The sequence below is a fragment of the Pseudoalteromonas sp. TAE79 genome (assembly GCF_000498015.1).
Taxonomy (GTDB): domain Bacteria; phylum Pseudomonadota; class Gammaproteobacteria; order Enterobacterales; family Alteromonadaceae; genus Pseudoalteromonas.
Genome location: NZ_AUTL01000277.1, coordinates 30,331 through 44,949, shown reverse-complemented (window position 1 = coordinate 44,949; position 14,619 = coordinate 30,331). Strand labels below are relative to the sequence as shown.

Sequence of the window (14,619 nt, the reverse complement as noted above, 5' to 3'; positions counted from 1 at the left end):
ATAATCCTTTTCATGGGTGTATTACAAAATCTTACGAATTGTTTTTTCCATCTTTGACAAAAAAGCTTTAAAATAGGTGCACTAGTGAACATTTTTATGGAGAGCGACTTGTCGCAATCAATAGTAGAAGTCAAGGATGTTAGCTTTTCGAGAGGCAATAGAATCATATATAAAAATATGAGTTTTAGCGTTCCTAAAGGTAAAATTACTGCGATCATGGGGCCAAGCGGAATTGGCAAAACCACTATGTTGCGTTTAATTGGTGGTCAGCTTAAACCAGATTCAGGTGATATTTTATTTGAAGGTGGCAGCATTCCTAAAATGTCTCGTAAAGAGTTATACGAAGCACGTACTAAAATGAGCATGCTTTTTCAAAGTGGTGCGCTGTTTACTGATATGTCGGTATTTGACAATATCGCGTTTCCTATAAGAGAGCACACAAAGCTAAGTGAAGACCTGATTCGATTAGTTGTGTTAATGAAATTGCAAGCTATTGGACTACGTGGCGCTAAAGATTTAATGCCCTCTGAGTTATCCGGCGGTATGGCAAGGCGTGCTGCGCTTGCACGCGCTATAGCACTTGATCCAGAGCTAATCATGTACGATGAACCATTTGCAGGGCAAGATCCTATTTCGATGGGCGTATTGGTTAAGCTAATTAAGTCGCTCAACGAAGTATTAGGTTTATCGTCTTTAATCGTGACGCACGATGTAACAGAGGTAATGAGTATTGCCGAACACGTTATAATTATCGCCGACCAAGGGGTAATTGGTTCTGGTACTCCAGATGAAATGCGTAATCATGAATCTCCTTTAGTTCAACAGTTTTTAAAAGGCTTGTCGGATGGTCCAGTACCATTTCATTTTCCGGCTCAGGCTTATGCAGACGAACTACTTGGAGAAAAAGCATAATGTTGGATTTATTTCAAAAGCTAGGGCATAAAACGCTAGGACGTTTTGCGGCCCTTGGTCGTTCTGCTTATATGCTGTTTAGTGCATTAGCGCATGTTCCTAATTTTAAAAAAGGCACACCTTTACTTGTTCGCCAGCTTTATATGGTTGGTTCGCAATCGTTACTCATTATTATGGTGTCAGGTTTGTTTATCGGCATGGTGTTGGCTCTACAAGGTTACACCGTATTGGTTGGTTATGGTGCTGAAGATAGTTTAGGGCCGTTAGTGGCACTGAGCTTATTGCGAGAACTAGGCCCGGTTGTTACTGCATTATTATTTGCAGGACGCGCAGGTAGCGCTTTGACAGCGGAAATTGGCTTAATGAAAGCAACAGAGCAACTTTCATCACTTGAGATGATGGCAATCGATCCGCTAAAACGTATTATTGCACCGCGCTTTTGGGCGGGTTTTATAAGCATGCCATTGCTTGCATTGATATTTTCAGCTGTAGCAATTATAGGCGCTCATTTAGTGGGGGTAGATTGGCTGGGGGTTGATACAGGTAGTTTTTGGTCAATCATGCAATCGCAAGTGTCGTTTCAGCAAGACATACTAAACGGTATTATTAAAAGCTTTGTATTTGCCATAGTGGTGACCTGGATTGCGCTTTATAAAGGATATGACTGTGTGCCGACCTCAGAAGGGATCAGCAAAGCAACCACCGAAACGGTTGTTCATTCGTCATTAGCAGTTTTAGGTTTTGACTTTATTTTGACAGCGGTAATGTTTACCAGCTAATAGGGTATAGATAATGAATTCACGGAAATTAGAAATTTTAGTTGGTTTTTTTGTAGCACTTGGCATTTTAGCTTTTGCGATGCTTGCACTTAAAGTTGCCAATTCAGGTATTAGTGGCTCTGGCGAAACATATACGCTTAATGCCAAGTTTGAAAACATCGGCTCGTTAAAAGCGCGTGCGCCGGTAAAAGTAGGTGGTGTTGTAATTGGTCGTGTTGAATCAATTTATGTTCACCCACAAGAATTTTTACCAGTCGTTAATATGACCATTGACGCACAGTACTTATGTCGTTTTTCAGACACAAGCTCAATCTCTATTTTAACGTCGGGTATTTTAGGTGAGCAGTACTTAGGTATTCACCCTGTAATTTCTCCAGATTCTGCTAAGCAACGTTGTTTAGGCGAAACAGTGACAGAAAACAAGCAAGATGAAGCAATTGACGATTTATTTGGTGTGGAAAGTAAAGCACTAGGTGATGGCGATTCAATCACTGATACTAAGTCTGCCATTGTACTTGAAGAATTAATCGGGCAGTTTTTATTCAACCAAGGTAGTGAGTAATTATTATGTTGAAAAAGTTTTTAGCTATTGTAGCAATTGGCACAATGACGCTAACTCAAAGCGTAAGTGCAGCAGATGTGAAATTAGTCGATCCTAATAAAATGGTACGCCAAGTTGCCGATAATACATTTGCGCGCATTAAAAAAGATCAGCCATTAATTGTTAAAGATCAAGAATACCTTCGCGTAATAGTCGAAGAAGAATTAATGCCTTATATCGACTATAAATATGCAGCACTTCGTGTACTTGGCAGTGAAGTATCTAAAGTTCGTGCAATTACCGACGAGGCTGAAAAGGCCAAAGCAATTAAAGAAATTCAACGCTTTATTGGTGTATTTAGAGAGTACTTAGTTGCTACTTATGCAGGTGTATTTACTCAATACACAAACCAGAAATTTGAGTTTGGTGCAGAGCAAGCGTTTAAAGGTAAAGACGTCGTTGTTATTAAGACTAAAATTATTGAAGACGGTAAACCTGATATCAGAATCGATTTTAAAGTACGCGAAGACCGCGACGGTGAATGGCGCGCGTACGATATGATTGCCGAAGGTATTAGTTTACTGGATGCAAAGCAAAGCGAGCTGCAAGGTATTTTGCGTCAGCAAGGTATTGATAATGTAAGTAACCTTTTAGAGCAAAAGAGTCAGCTACCAGTTCAGTTTAGAGGCAGTAACTCGAATGACTAAATTGGCAATAAGCCAAGTTGATGGACAACATTTTGGAGTAAGCGGTGAGCTTACTCGAAATTCAATTGGCGATGAACAGCTTCTGAACAATAAGTTATTAACTAAGCATAAAATCATCTATTTCGACCTAAGTGGAGTATCAAGGGTTGACACAGCAGGCTTAGCTTGGTTAATTCACTCTTTTGCAGAATTAAAGCAGCAAGGCATTCGCCTTGAATTGCAAAACCTACCTGAGCAATTGCAAAATTTAATGCAATTGGGTCAGGTTACAACCCTATTTGAGTGAGAGTTATGGAAACTAGCCAAGTCGAAACATTATTACGCGAAGAACTTCAATTAGCTGAAGTACATGTAAAAGCCAATGGTAGTCATTATGAAGTTGTTGCAGTAGGCGAATGCTTTGACGGTTTAAGCCGAGTTAAAAAGCAGCAGCTAGTTTATGGTCCATTAATGAATACAATTTCAGATGGGACAATTCACGCAGTATCTATTCGTGCATTTACTCCTGTAGAGTGGAAGCGTGAACAAAAATTCATTTTACCGCAATAACTAGGGCCTCCTAATGGATCAATTTGTAATTCAAGGTGGCACTTCACTTGCTGGTGAAGTGACTATTTCGGGCGCTAAAAATGCCGCACTGCCTATTTTATTTGCTTCACTATTAGCTGATGGCAAAAGTATATTTACTAATGTACCGCGTCTTCGCGACATAGTGACCACTGAAGCCTTATTAAAAACTTTAGGTGCAGATGTTAATTGGCAGGGCGATACCCTAGTAATTGACGGTGCAACGGTTAATAAAACATTAGCGCCTTACGACTTAGTAAAGCAAATGCGTGCCTCTGTGCTTGCATTAGGACCTCTAGTTGCACGTTTTGGTGAAGCTCAAGTGTCTTTACCTGGTGGGTGCGCCATTGGCGCTCGCCCAGTTGATATTCATATTCAAGGTTTGGAGCGCATGGGCGCACAAATAAACGTTGAAAATGGTTATATTAATGCCAAGGTAAATGGTCGCTTAAAAGGCGCTGAAATTTTTATGGAAATGGTAAGTGTAGGCGCTACCGAAAACCTATTAATGGCAGCGGCCCTCGCTGATGGTAAAACCATACTTGATAATGCGGCACGCGAGCCTGAAATAATTGATTTAGCTAATTGCTTAATTGCAATGGGCGCTAAAATCACAGGTGCAGGAACCAGCCGCATTGAAGTTGAAGGCGTTGAGCGTTTAGCAGGATGCGAGCACAGTATTTTACCAGATAGAATTGAGACTGGTACGTTTTTAGTCGCTGCAGCAATGGCAGGCGGTGAAGTACTTTGTAAAAACACCGACTTTCACTCCCTTGAGCCTGTAATTGAAAAATTACGCGCAACCAATGCACACCTAGAGGTGAATAACGACAGTATTTATCTTGATATGCGCGGCCGAGAACTAAGAGCCGTTAATATTAAAACAGCCCCACACCCAGGTTTTCCTACGGATATGCAAGCTCAGTTTACAGCATTGAATGTAGTAGCGAATGGTAGTGCGACTATTACAGAAACAATTTTTGAAAACCGTTTCATGCATGTACCAGAGTTACAGCGTATGGGCGCTAATATTCGTTTGGAAGGACATACCGCAATTTGTGGTGAGACTGAAAGCTTAACGGGCGCGCAAGTGATGGCAACCGATTTACGCGCTTCAGCTAGCTTAATCTTAACGGGTATAGTGGCACAGGGTGAAACGGTTGTTGACCGTATTTATCACGTTGATAGAGGTTATCAGCGCATTGAAGATAAGCTAAGTGCGTTGGGTGCAAACATTAAACGTAGAAGTAGCTAAGTAGATAACTAGTTAAGCTATTTTAAAAAGGTCGGATACGCAAATTGCTATCCGACTTTTTTATTGACGATTGGTATTACTATTTATTAAAGCTTTGTTTCAAGCTCAGCTACCACCACCATGATTTTTTCTATTTTCCCATCTCTGTATAGCTCAAATTCTATTTCTTTACCGGGCTCCGTATTACCTATTTTTTCAAGCACTTTTTGTGGGTTTGCTACCGAAAGCCCTGCAATTTTAATGACGATATCTTGCTCTTCAATACCCGCTTGCCATGCTGGCCCCAAAGGGTCTAAATTAGTAATGCGCATGCCGGTAACCGGCGTTAGGCTGTCGTTTACTTCTTTACCTGTACTATCTACTGCTGTGCCTTCAAAGCCTAAATAGCCGCGTACAACGCGACCATGACGAATGAGTTTACCCATCACTTTTTTAGCAAGTGAGTAAGGAACCGCAAAAAATATTCCTTGAATATTCAAGTTCTCACGCGTTTTAAACTGCGCAGAAGTAATGCCGACTAAATCACCATTGGAGTTAACTAATGCGCCGCCGGAGTTGCCCACGTTAATAGCTGCATCCATTTGCAATAAGTTATTGTAAGGGCTATCTGTAATTTTTTGCTTACCCGTTGCACTAATAATGCCTTGAGTGATTGTTTGCCCTAAGTTAAGCGGGTTGCCTATAGCAAGTACAACATCGCCTACATTTGATACATAGCTATCGTTTACGGGAATCACCGGGAGGTGATCTGCATTGATTTTAAGTAAGGCTAAATCAGTAATGGTATCAAAACCAATTAGTTGCACATCAAAAAAGCGTCGGCCATCGGTTAAGATAACCATAATTTGGTCTGCATTATTCACAACATGGTAGTTAGTAAGAATATAACCGTCTTGCGACATAATGACGCCAGAGCCTAGCTCTTGTACCGTGTTTTTTCTTTTATAACGAGGTTCTTTGGAAATGCTTTCTGAAAAAATAGTAACTACAGAAGGAGCTGCTCGTTTAACTGCATCAGAAAAACTCAGGTGACTCGCACTCATCGCGCTTGGAAGGAGAACATTAGGGAGTAAGGCGGCTCGCATATTAGGGCTGAAAAAAACCACTAAAAAAGCAATACTTAGACCTGCAAATAAAGGGGGGAGAATAAATTTTATTAATTTCAGCACAGTTTTCTTATTATGTAAGTGAGCAATCTCTTTATGATGACATAAAAAAAATAACAGCGGCAAGTGCCACTGTTATTTTTATTACATTAATAGTGCTATTTATTACTGAATTAAAATAAATATAGACTCACGACCACGTTGTACGCCAAGTACGATATTACCTTTAGTGTTTTCGATAATCTTATTCATATCACGAATAGTCTCTACTCGTTGGCGATTCACTTGCATAATAATATCACCTTCTTCAAGGCCAACACGGGCAGAAGGTGAGCGAGGGTCTACAGACGTAACCTCAACACCTTTATTACTATTTTTTTGCACGTTTTCAAGTGTCGCGCCTTGGAACGCAGGATGCAGCTCTTCGCCAGTCGCTGTAACACCTGATGCACCATCAAGAGTTACTTTTACCGTTTTAATTTTACCATCGCGGTAAATACCAAGTTTTATTTCGCGGCCTTCACCTAGCGTAGCAATTTTGCTGCGTAGTTCATGGAAACCACTAATATCACCGCCATTAATGCTAACAATTACGTCACCTGCTTTTATACCTGCTTTACTTGCGGCAGTGTCGTCCATTACTTGCATTACATAAGCACCTTGTTTAACGTCAAGTTGCTGCGCCTTAGCAAGGCCTGCATCAAGTGGGCGGCCAGAGATACCCAGCGACCCTCGGCGTACTTCACCGTGTTCAACAATTTGATCAACTAAGTTTTTCATCATGTTTGATGGAATGGCAAAACCAATACCCACGTTACCGCCAGAAGCACCTAAAATAGCAGTGTTAATACCAATCAATTCACCGTTTAAGTTAACTAGTGCACCACCAGAGTTGCCTTGGTTGATAGCAGCATCGGTTTGAATGAAATCTTCGTAGCCCTCAATATTTAAACCACTACGGCCAAGAGCGCTAACAATACCAGATGTAACTGTGTGGCTAAGTCCAAATGGGTTACCAATAGCGACGGCAAAGTCGCCCACTCGTAAACTATCTGAATTTGCGAGTTTTATTTCAGTTAAGTCATCAGCGTCTATTTGTAAAAGAGCGATGTCTGATTCTGTATCAGTACCAATTTTAGTTGCTTCAAATTCACGGCCATCTTCGAGGGTTACTACCATTTTTTCGGCATCTTGGATTACGTGATTATTAGTGACTACATAACCCTCATCAGCATCAATAATTACCCCAGAGCCTAACCCACTAAATTGACGCTTTTGACTGCGAGGCTGTTGCTGTCCAAAAAAGTATTCAAGCGGATCTGCACGGCGGCGTACTTCTTTTGAGCCTGAAACTTGGATACTTACAACACCTGGAGATATTTTCTCTAGCATGGGGGCAAGAGTTGGTAGTTGTTGACCATTTACTGCAATTGGCATTTTTGCATAAGATGCTACAGGGCTCATTAATAAGCTTGTAGATAGAATAGCTGCGCTGATAAGTGATAATTTCATTTTCATAGTCAGGGGTAACTCCACTTAAGATAAAGCAAAACAAAAAGGGCTACTTTACAGCAGCCCTTTTCGGTTTATTAAGATAAAACAACAAAGCTGTTATATCTAAAGACTATGGGGTCAAAAAAAAGTTCATCAAGATGCTTTAGAATGTTCTGAAACTTTATTTTGACCAGCAAATAAACCTGATTCACCTGATACATAATCAGCGGGTTGCGCTGCAGCAGATGAGCGATCTGAACTACGTTCTTTTAAAGACGCCTGCAATTGCTCAGTGGTTTCTTTAGAAAAGAATGGTTCAGCTGGTGCTTTATTTCTATCTTCTAGAAGAAGCTGGTTTGTTTCTTCAACGTGACTAAGCAGTTGATCATAGTTTTCTTTCATTTTATTTACGAGCTTACCAGTATTCGCTAAATGATCAGCGACATCTTGGCGATACTGCTCAAGCGCACTTTGTGCTTGTTCCGCTTGCTCTTTTAGTTCATCTTGTTTGAACTGTTTTTTAGTTACAAATGCACCAATAAAAAATGCTACAACAGCAACAATAACAATCAAACCTACCCACATAACTGTGCCCATAAAAACTACCCCTTTGGGAAAATAACTAACGAATGCCGATTCAATTATAAATCATACTAAGTGTAATATACCCCGAGTTATGATGCGTGTTAATATGCTTTGCAAATTAAACTGTGTTTTAACTGTAAATAGATATGACTCCTTGGCAAACATACCAACAAGACTTAAAGCGAGATGACTTTGTACACGACGCAGCACAAGAAAATGCTGTGCGCCATTTACAACGTCTATACGATGACCTAACTCAGACAAAGCCAAAACAAAAAGGCTTTTTTGCTAAGCTATTTAGTAAAGAAGAACCTGCGCCTGTAAAAGGTTTGTACTTTTGGGGGGGAGTAGGGCGTGGTAAAACTTATTTAGTTGACACTTTTTACGAATCATTACCGGGCACACGTAAAATGCGTGTGCACTTTCATCGATTTATGCACCGAGTGCATAACGAGCTTAAAAAGCTAAATAATACGGCTAATCCATTAGAAAAAATTGCTGACACTTTTAAAGCAGAAACAGACATTATTTGCTTTGATGAGTTTTTTGTACAAGACATTACTGATGCCATGCTATTAGGTGGCTTAATGGAAGCGCTATTTGCACGGGGCATAGTACTTGTAGCAACCTCTAATATAGTGCCTGATGAACTTTACAGAAATGGCTTACAGCGAGCGCGTTTTATGCCAGCAATTGAGCTTGTTAAAAAAAATACCGAGATAGTTAATGTAGATTCAGGTATTGATTATCGGTTGCGTACCTTAGAGCAAGCCGAAATTTTTCATAGTCCATTAGATAAAGAAGCGGATAAAAACCTATTTGAATACTTCGATAAGCTATCGTCAGAGCCTGGACAATTAGATGAGCCGATAGAGATAGAAGGGCGAAAAATCAAAACGCGTAAAGTAGCTAAATGCGTTGTGATGTTTGAGTTTAGTGAATTGTGCGAAACAGCACGTAGCCAGGTCGATTACATGGAGATTAGCCGCTTATACAATACGGTGATTATTTCTAACGTAAAACAGCTAGGGCAAACTAATGATGATGCTGCTAGACGCTTTATTGCTTTAGTGGATGAATTTTATGAGCGCCATGTAACTTTAATTATATCGGCTGAAAAACCTATTACCGAACTTTATACCCAAGGTAATTTAAACTTTGAATTTAAGCGTTGTATTAGTCGTTTACAAGAAATGCAATCCTTAGAATATTTAGCTAGAGAGCATTTAGTTTAAATAAGTAAGTAAATGTGTAATAGGGCAACTATAAAAAAGAGGTACATATATAGTACTTCTTATTTCTGAAATTTCTTGTGGAAAAAACAACCGGCGAGTAGCAATGTGTTTTAAGTGCTGGTATACTCCCGCGTCTGCCACGTTGCGTTCTATGTCCTCATATAGTCTAGCCACTTGTGAGCGGCGCAAAAGTCTAAAACTCGAAGGGGTTATAGCAAACTTAGAGCAGTAGTTAATATTAACTACTTGTGGTTTTAATTGAAAAACATTGGATTTTTATAAATGAAAACGTTTGTTGCTAAACCAGAAACAGTAAAACGTGACTGGTACGTAGTTGACGCTGAAGGTAAAACTTTAGGTCGCATCGCTACTGAAATCGCTCACCGCCTACGCGGTAAGCATAAAGCTGAATACACTCCTCACGTAGATACTGGTGATTACATCATCGTTATCAACGCTGAAAAAGTTACTGTAACTGGTAACAAATTCAAAGATAAAGTGTACTACGCTCACTCTGGTTTTCCAGGTGGCCTTAAGTCTACTACTTTTGATAAACTTCAAGCTGCAAAGCCTGAAATGATCATCGAGAAAGCTGTAAAAGGCATGTTGCCACGTGGTCCTTTAGGCCGCGCTATGTACCGTAAACTTAAAGTTTACGCAGGTACTGAGCATAACCATGCTGCACAACAGCCTCAGGTTCTAGACATTTAAGGAGCACCATCATGGCAAATCAATACTACGGTACAGGTCGTCGTAAAAGTTCAAGTGCTCGCGTATTCTTACGCCCAGGCACTGGTAACATCGTAATCAACAAACGCTCTCTAGAAGAGTATTTTGGTCGCGAAACAGCACGCATGGTTGTTCATCAAGCTCTTGAGCTAGTTGATATGACTGAAAAATTTGACCTTTACATCACCGTTTCTGGTGGTGGTACAACTGGTCAAGCTGGTGCTATCCGTCACGGTATCACTCGTGCACTTATGGAGTTTGACGAGTCACTACGTCCACAACTTCGTAAAGCAGGTTTTGTTACACGTGATGCACGTAAAGTTGAACGTAAGAAAGTGGGTCTTAAGAAAGCGCGTAAGCGTCCACAGTTCTCAAAACGTTAATCTATACGTTATCAAGAATTCAAAAACCCAGCTTATGCTGGGTTTTTTGTTTTCAAATCAAAAAGTTTACATTTGCTACTTAATTTAAATTTGTTTATAGCGGTCGCCATACTTGGTATTGCTGTAATTAATGATGATCAAATTTATTAATAACTGCGTATTAATCGAACGAAAGTTAAAAAACACTCAGATAGCTGCAAAAAAGTTAAATAATTATCGTAATTAGTTTAAATCCATCAGTTAATTGGTGGAATTTTTTGCTACAATTGGCGTGGAAGTAAAATGAGTGAGTTTAACGACACTATGTACAGTTTTTACTGTTTCCTCTTAGTGGTGTTGATCTCGGTCAGTATATTGTTTTTACAGAAGCGTTATTATAGTCGTTCGGCTTTATTCTCGAGCTAGCTTAATCAAATTTTTGATCAAGTTAGGTTTATTCGAGCATGGGGCTTTGAATAACCTTGTTTTAATCAAGGGTTTTAATTATGATCGCTTCTATTTTAAAAATTTCGAATAATTAACCTGCTGTAACTGATGTTCTCAATATAGCAAGTGTTGAGAATCATAGTGGAGATAAGTGGATGAGCAATGCGCCTGTAGACAATGGCCGACGTCGCTTTTTAACCATAGCTACCTCTGTTGTAGGNGCTGGGGCTGCTGTTCCTTTTATTGCGTCTTGGAATCCAAGTGAGCGAGCTAAATCTGCGGGTGCGCCTGTAGAAGTAGATATCAGCAAACTTGAGCCTGGACAATTAATACGTGTCGAGTGGCGTGGTAAACCTGTATGGGTTGTATCACGTACCCCAAAAATGCTTGAGCAGATGAAAGAACATGAAGGTCAACTTCGTGATCCGCAATCGCAAGAGCCACAACAATTAGAATCATCAACAAATGATTACCGTTCATTACGTCCAGAAATATTTTTGGCTGTAGGTATTTGTACGCATTTAGGATGTTCACCAGGCTTTTTACAAGGTAATTTTGGTGAGAAAGTAGAAGGGACTGATGACGGTTTCTACTGCCCGTGCCACGGTTCTAAATTTGATATGGCTGGTCGAGTATTTCAATCGGTACCTGCACCATTAAACTTAGAAATACCACCTTATACTTTTCTAGATGACACCACTATTTTAGTGGGCGAAGAAAGAGGGGTAGCCTAATGTTTGGTAAGATTATTGGTTGGATAGACGACCGAATCCCAATGACACGTGTTTGGAACATGCACATTGCACAGTATCCAGCACCTAAAAACTTTAACTTCTGGTACTTTTTTGGCTCACTAGCCATGTTAGTACTAGTAAACCAAATCCTAACAGGTATTTGGTTGACGATGAACTTTGTTCCGTCTGCTGAAGGTGCTTTTGCCTCGGTAGAGTACATCATGCGTGATGTAGAATATGGCTGGTTACTACGTTACTTGCACTCAACAGGTGCATCAGCGTTTTTCATCGTTGTATATATGCATATGTTCCGTGGCATGATCTACGGTTCTTACCAAAAACCGCGTGAATTACTGTGGTTATTTGGTATGTTCATTTTCTTAGCGCTAATGGCTGAAGCATTCATGGGATACTTATTACCATGGGGCCAAATGTCGTTCTGGGGCGCACAAGTAATCATTTCATTATTCGGTGCTATTCCGGTTATTGGTGATGACTTAACACTTTGGATCCGTGGTGACTACGTAATATCAGGTGCAACGCTTAATCGCTTCTTTGCATTACATGTAATTGCACTACCACTGGTTATTGTAATCTTAGTTTTCTTACACATTGTTGCTCTACACGAAGTGGGTTCAAATAACCCTGAAGGTATTGAGATTAAACGTAAGAAAGGCTCAGTAGCTGAAGAAGATAAGCCTAAATTTAAATTCCATGAGTATTACACTAACAAAAAAGACATTGTTGATGCGATACCGTTCCACCCTTACTACACAGTTAAAGATATTGTGGGTGTGGTTGGTTTCTTAATACTGTTTTGTTGGGTTGTGTTCTTTATGCCGGCGATGAATGGCTTCTTTTTAGAAGGTCCAAACTTCGAGGCAGCTAACCCACTTAAGACACCTGAGCATATTTTCCCGGTTTGGTACTTTACGCCATTCTATGCAATCTTACGTGCAATCCCTGATAAGCTAATCGGTGTTGCGGCGATGGGTGCATCGATTGTAGTACTTGCATTACTACCTTGGATTGACCGTGGTAGAGTTAAATCGGTTCGTTACCGTTGTGGTTTCCATAAATGGAACATTGCAGGCTTTGTTGTAACTTTCGTTCTTCTTGGTTGGGTTGGTGCAACTCCACAAACTGATATGAAAACGATTATTTCTCAAATCTGTACTGTGACTTACTTTATGTTCTTCGTACTGTTGTTTGTATACAGTAAGAACGAAAAAACTAAGCCATTGCCAGAGAGGTTAACGAAATGATGAAGAAGCTTATTATTGGTTTATTTGCTTTATCAGTAAACTTGTTGCCTAACATGGTTATGGCAGCAGGTCCGTCGGTTCCTTTAATGGAAGCGAATAACGACCTTACTGATCAACCATCTTTACAACGCGGTGCAAAGTTGTTCATGAACTACTGTCTTGGTTGTCACCAAATGCAGTATCAACGTTATGAGCGTACTTTTCGTGATATCGGTATCCCAACAGAAGTTGGTTTAGAGCAGTTAATTTTTGACGGCTCTAAAGTCGGTAGCCATATCACAAACGCAATTACAAAAGATGATGCAGCAAAATGGTTTGGTGCGGCTCCGCCGGATTTAACTCTTATTGCACGTGTAAAATCACCAGATTATATTTACACGTACCTAAAATCGTTTTATAAAGATGAATCTCGCCCGTTTGGAGTTAACAATATTGTTTTTCCATCGGTAGGTATGCCTCATGTTCTTCAAGAACTACAAGGTTTACCAACGCCTATCACTAAAGAAGTAGAAGAACATGGCCACACTGTGACCAAAGTTATTGCTACTGAAACTGATGGTACGGGTGAATTAAGCGTAGATGAATACGACCAAGCGGCTCGTGATTTAACAAACTTCCTTGAGTACGTGGGTGAACCTTCACGTCTTGAATCGGAAGCGCTAGGTATTAAGGTAATAGGATTCTTAATAATTCTATTTATCTTGGCATTTATGCTTAAGAAAGAATACTGGAGAGATGTTCATTAAGTTGAACATTTTTAAAGGTAATTTTGCAATAGGGGCTTAAGCCCCTTTTGCTGTTTTAGTTATTTAATGGAGGTATAGGCATGGCCGTAGCTGCCAATAAGCGCCCTGTAATGACCCTTTTTTCTGGTGCTAACTGTATGTATAGCCACCAAGTACGTATTGTACTTGCGGAAAAAGGTGTAAGTGTAGATATTCATTTGGCTGAAAAAGATAACTTGCCAGAAGCACTTCACGAAATTAACCCTTACGGCACAGTGCCAACACTGATTGACCGTGAGCTTGGTTTATACCAGGCAAACATCATCATGGAATACCTTGATGAGCGTTTTCCTCATCCTCCACTAATGCCTGTTTACCCGGTAATGCGTGGTCGTAGCCGCTTAATGATGCATCGTATTGATACTGATTGGTACAGCCTAGCTGACAAAATCAGTAACAACACGTCAGATGCTGCTCAAGCTCGTAAAGAGCTAACAGAAGCATTACTTGCTGTAGCACCTATTTTTAGCGAAGCACCTTACTTTATGAGTGAAGAGTTTAGCTTAGTAGATTGTTATTTAGCTCCACTATTATGGCGTTTACCAGAGTTTGGTATTGAGCTGAATGGTGCAGGTTCTAAAGAGCTTAAAGAGTATATGATCCGTTTATTTGAACGTGAGTCATTCCAAGCCTCTTTAACTGAAGCTGAGCGTGAGATCCGTTTATAATGACGCCTAATCGTCCTTATTTATTACGTGCTTTTTTTGATTGGATAGTCGATAACGAGTGTACACCGCATTTAGTGGTAGACGCTGGGTTTGCAAATGTACAAGTGCCAACACAGTTTGTTCAAGACGGACAAATTGTTTTAAACATAAGTCCATCAGCGGTCACACAGTTTTCGTTAGACTTAACTCAACTTAGCTTCAATGCGCGCTTTGGTGGTCAGCCAATGCAAGTGTATGTGCCTCTAGGTGCTGTGCTTGCAATATACGCGCGTGAAAATGGCGAAGGAACAGTCTTTACTACAGATGAGTTTTTAGAGGACGAAGACGATTTTGTGCCTGAGCTTGAAAGTGTTGATTCATCAGCTGAATTTATTGATGAAACACCACCAGAAAAGCCACAGAAGAAAAAAGGCTCTCATTTACGCGTTATTAAATAATAAGTAAATGC

18 protein-coding genes are annotated in these 14,619 nt (G+C 40.1%); 15 read left to right on the top strand and 3 right to left on the bottom strand.

Annotated features, from left to right (window positions below; translation table 11 throughout):
* Positions 1 to 96: 96 nt before the first annotated feature.
* Genes L655_RS0122635 through murA form a run of 7 tightly spaced genes read left to right on the top strand, consistent with a single transcriptional unit; the run spans position 97 to position 4,761 of the window.
* Positions 97 to 912 (top strand): ATP-binding cassette domain-containing protein, encoded by an 816-nt coding sequence (locus L655_RS0122635; RefSeq protein WP_076915323.1) that lies wholly within the window; start codon positions 97 to 99, stop codon positions 910 to 912.
* Complete coding sequence (mlaE, locus tag L655_RS0122630) at positions 912 to 1,691, top strand: lipid asymmetry maintenance ABC transporter permease subunit MlaE (protein ID WP_002957949.1); 780 nt, start codon at positions 912 to 914, stop codon at positions 1,689 to 1,691. Before L655_RS0122635 ends, mlaE begins: the two co-directional genes overlap by 1 nt.
* 13 nt (positions 1,692 to 1,704) lie before the next feature.
* A complete protein-coding gene (mlaD, locus tag L655_RS0122625) occupies positions 1,705 to 2,253 on the top strand; it encodes an outer membrane lipid asymmetry maintenance protein MlaD (RefSeq protein ID WP_002957950.1) in 549 nt (182 codons plus the stop codon).
* Positions 2,254 to 2,258: 5 nt separating this feature from the next.
* Positions 2,259 to 2,939 (top strand): ABC transporter substrate-binding protein, encoded by a 681-nt coding sequence (locus L655_RS0122620; protein ID WP_024606353.1) that lies wholly within the window; start codon positions 2,259 to 2,261, stop codon positions 2,937 to 2,939.
* Positions 2,932 to 3,225: an STAS domain-containing protein gene (locus L655_RS0122615; RefSeq protein WP_002957952.1), complete on the top strand. Its 294-nt coding sequence runs from the start codon at positions 2,932 to 2,934 to the stop codon at positions 3,223 to 3,225. Before L655_RS0122620 ends, L655_RS0122615 begins: the two co-directional genes overlap by 8 nt.
* Before the next feature lie 5 nt (positions 3,226 to 3,230).
* The gene (locus L655_RS0122610; RefSeq protein WP_002957953.1) at positions 3,231 to 3,488 is read left to right on the top strand and encodes a BolA family protein; all 258 of its coding nucleotides are present in this window, start codon (positions 3,231 to 3,233) and stop codon (positions 3,486 to 3,488) included.
* A gap of 13 nt (positions 3,489 to 3,501) precedes the next feature.
* Complete coding sequence (gene murA / locus L655_RS0122605) at positions 3,502 to 4,761, top strand: UDP-N-acetylglucosamine 1-carboxyvinyltransferase (RefSeq protein WP_024606352.1); 1,260 nt, start codon at positions 3,502 to 3,504, stop codon at positions 4,759 to 4,761.
* An 86-nt stretch (positions 4,762 to 4,847) separates the two neighbouring features.
* On the opposite strand, the gene L655_RS0122600 is transcribed toward murA, so the two are convergent.
* The 3 genes from L655_RS0122600 to L655_RS0122590 form a co-directional block, all read right to left on the bottom strand.
* Positions 4,848 to 5,930 carry a trypsin-like peptidase domain-containing protein gene (locus L655_RS0122600; RefSeq protein ID WP_024606351.1) on the bottom strand — a complete coding sequence of 361 codons (1,083 nt, stop codon included), beginning with the start codon at positions 5,928 to 5,930 and terminating at the stop codon, positions 4,848 to 4,850.
* A 102-nt stretch (positions 5,931 to 6,032) separates the two neighbouring features.
* Positions 6,033 to 7,385 carry a Do family serine endopeptidase gene (locus tag L655_RS0122595; protein ID WP_024606350.1) on the bottom strand — a complete coding sequence of 451 codons (1,353 nt, stop codon included), beginning with the start codon at positions 7,383 to 7,385 and terminating at the stop codon, positions 6,033 to 6,035.
* Between the two features lie 129 nt (positions 7,386 to 7,514).
* The gene (locus tag L655_RS0122590) at positions 7,515 to 7,958 is read right to left on the bottom strand and encodes a YhcB family protein (RefSeq protein ID WP_024606349.1); all 444 of its coding nucleotides are present in this window, start codon (positions 7,956 to 7,958) and stop codon (positions 7,515 to 7,517) included.
* Between the two features lie 134 nt (positions 7,959 to 8,092).
* On the opposite strand from L655_RS0122590, the gene zapE reads away from it, so the two are divergent.
* The 8 genes from zapE (at position 8,093) to L655_RS0122550 (ending at position 14,608) form a co-directional block, all read left to right on the top strand.
* Positions 8,093 to 9,181 carry a cell division protein ZapE gene (gene zapE / locus L655_RS0122585; protein ID WP_024606348.1) on the top strand — a complete coding sequence of 363 codons (1,089 nt, stop codon included), beginning with the start codon at positions 8,093 to 8,095 and terminating at the stop codon, positions 9,179 to 9,181.
* Between the two features lie 282 nt (positions 9,182 to 9,463).
* Positions 9,464 to 9,892 carry a 50S ribosomal protein L13 gene (gene rplM / locus L655_RS0122580; protein WP_002957960.1) on the top strand — a complete coding sequence of 143 codons (429 nt, stop codon included), beginning with the start codon at positions 9,464 to 9,466 and terminating at the stop codon, positions 9,890 to 9,892.
* Between the two features lie 8 nt (positions 9,893 to 9,900).
* Entirely contained in the window at positions 9,901 to 10,293 is a 393-nt protein-coding gene (gene rpsI, locus L655_RS0122575; RefSeq protein ID WP_024595789.1) for a 30S ribosomal protein S9, read from the top strand.
* A gap of 581 nt (positions 10,294 to 10,874) precedes the next feature.
* Positions 10,875 to 11,453, top strand: coding sequence for a ubiquinol-cytochrome c reductase iron-sulfur subunit (gene petA, locus L655_RS0122570; protein WP_024606347.1), 579 nt, complete (start codon positions 10,875 to 10,877; stop codon positions 11,451 to 11,453).
* Positions 11,453 to 12,718 (top strand): cytochrome b N-terminal domain-containing protein, encoded by a 1,266-nt coding sequence (locus L655_RS0122565; RefSeq protein WP_002957963.1) that lies wholly within the window; start codon positions 11,453 to 11,455, stop codon positions 12,716 to 12,718. Before petA ends, L655_RS0122565 begins: the two co-directional genes overlap by 1 nt.
* On the top strand, positions 12,715 to 13,464 hold the full coding sequence (locus tag L655_RS0122560; protein ID WP_002957964.1) for a cytochrome c1: 750 nt from the start codon (positions 12,715 to 12,717) through the stop codon (positions 13,462 to 13,464). Before L655_RS0122565 ends, L655_RS0122560 begins: the two co-directional genes overlap by 4 nt.
* Before the next feature lie 80 nt (positions 13,465 to 13,544).
* On the top strand, positions 13,545 to 14,171 hold the full coding sequence (gene sspA, locus L655_RS0122555) for a stringent starvation protein SspA (protein ID WP_002957965.1): 627 nt from the start codon (positions 13,545 to 13,547) through the stop codon (positions 14,169 to 14,171).
* Complete coding sequence (locus tag L655_RS0122550; RefSeq protein ID WP_024606346.1) at positions 14,171 to 14,608, top strand: ClpXP protease specificity-enhancing factor; 438 nt, start codon at positions 14,171 to 14,173, stop codon at positions 14,606 to 14,608. The genes sspA and L655_RS0122550 overlap by 1 nt, the downstream gene beginning before the upstream one ends.
* The last annotated feature ends 11 nt before the right edge of the window (positions 14,609 to 14,619 follow it).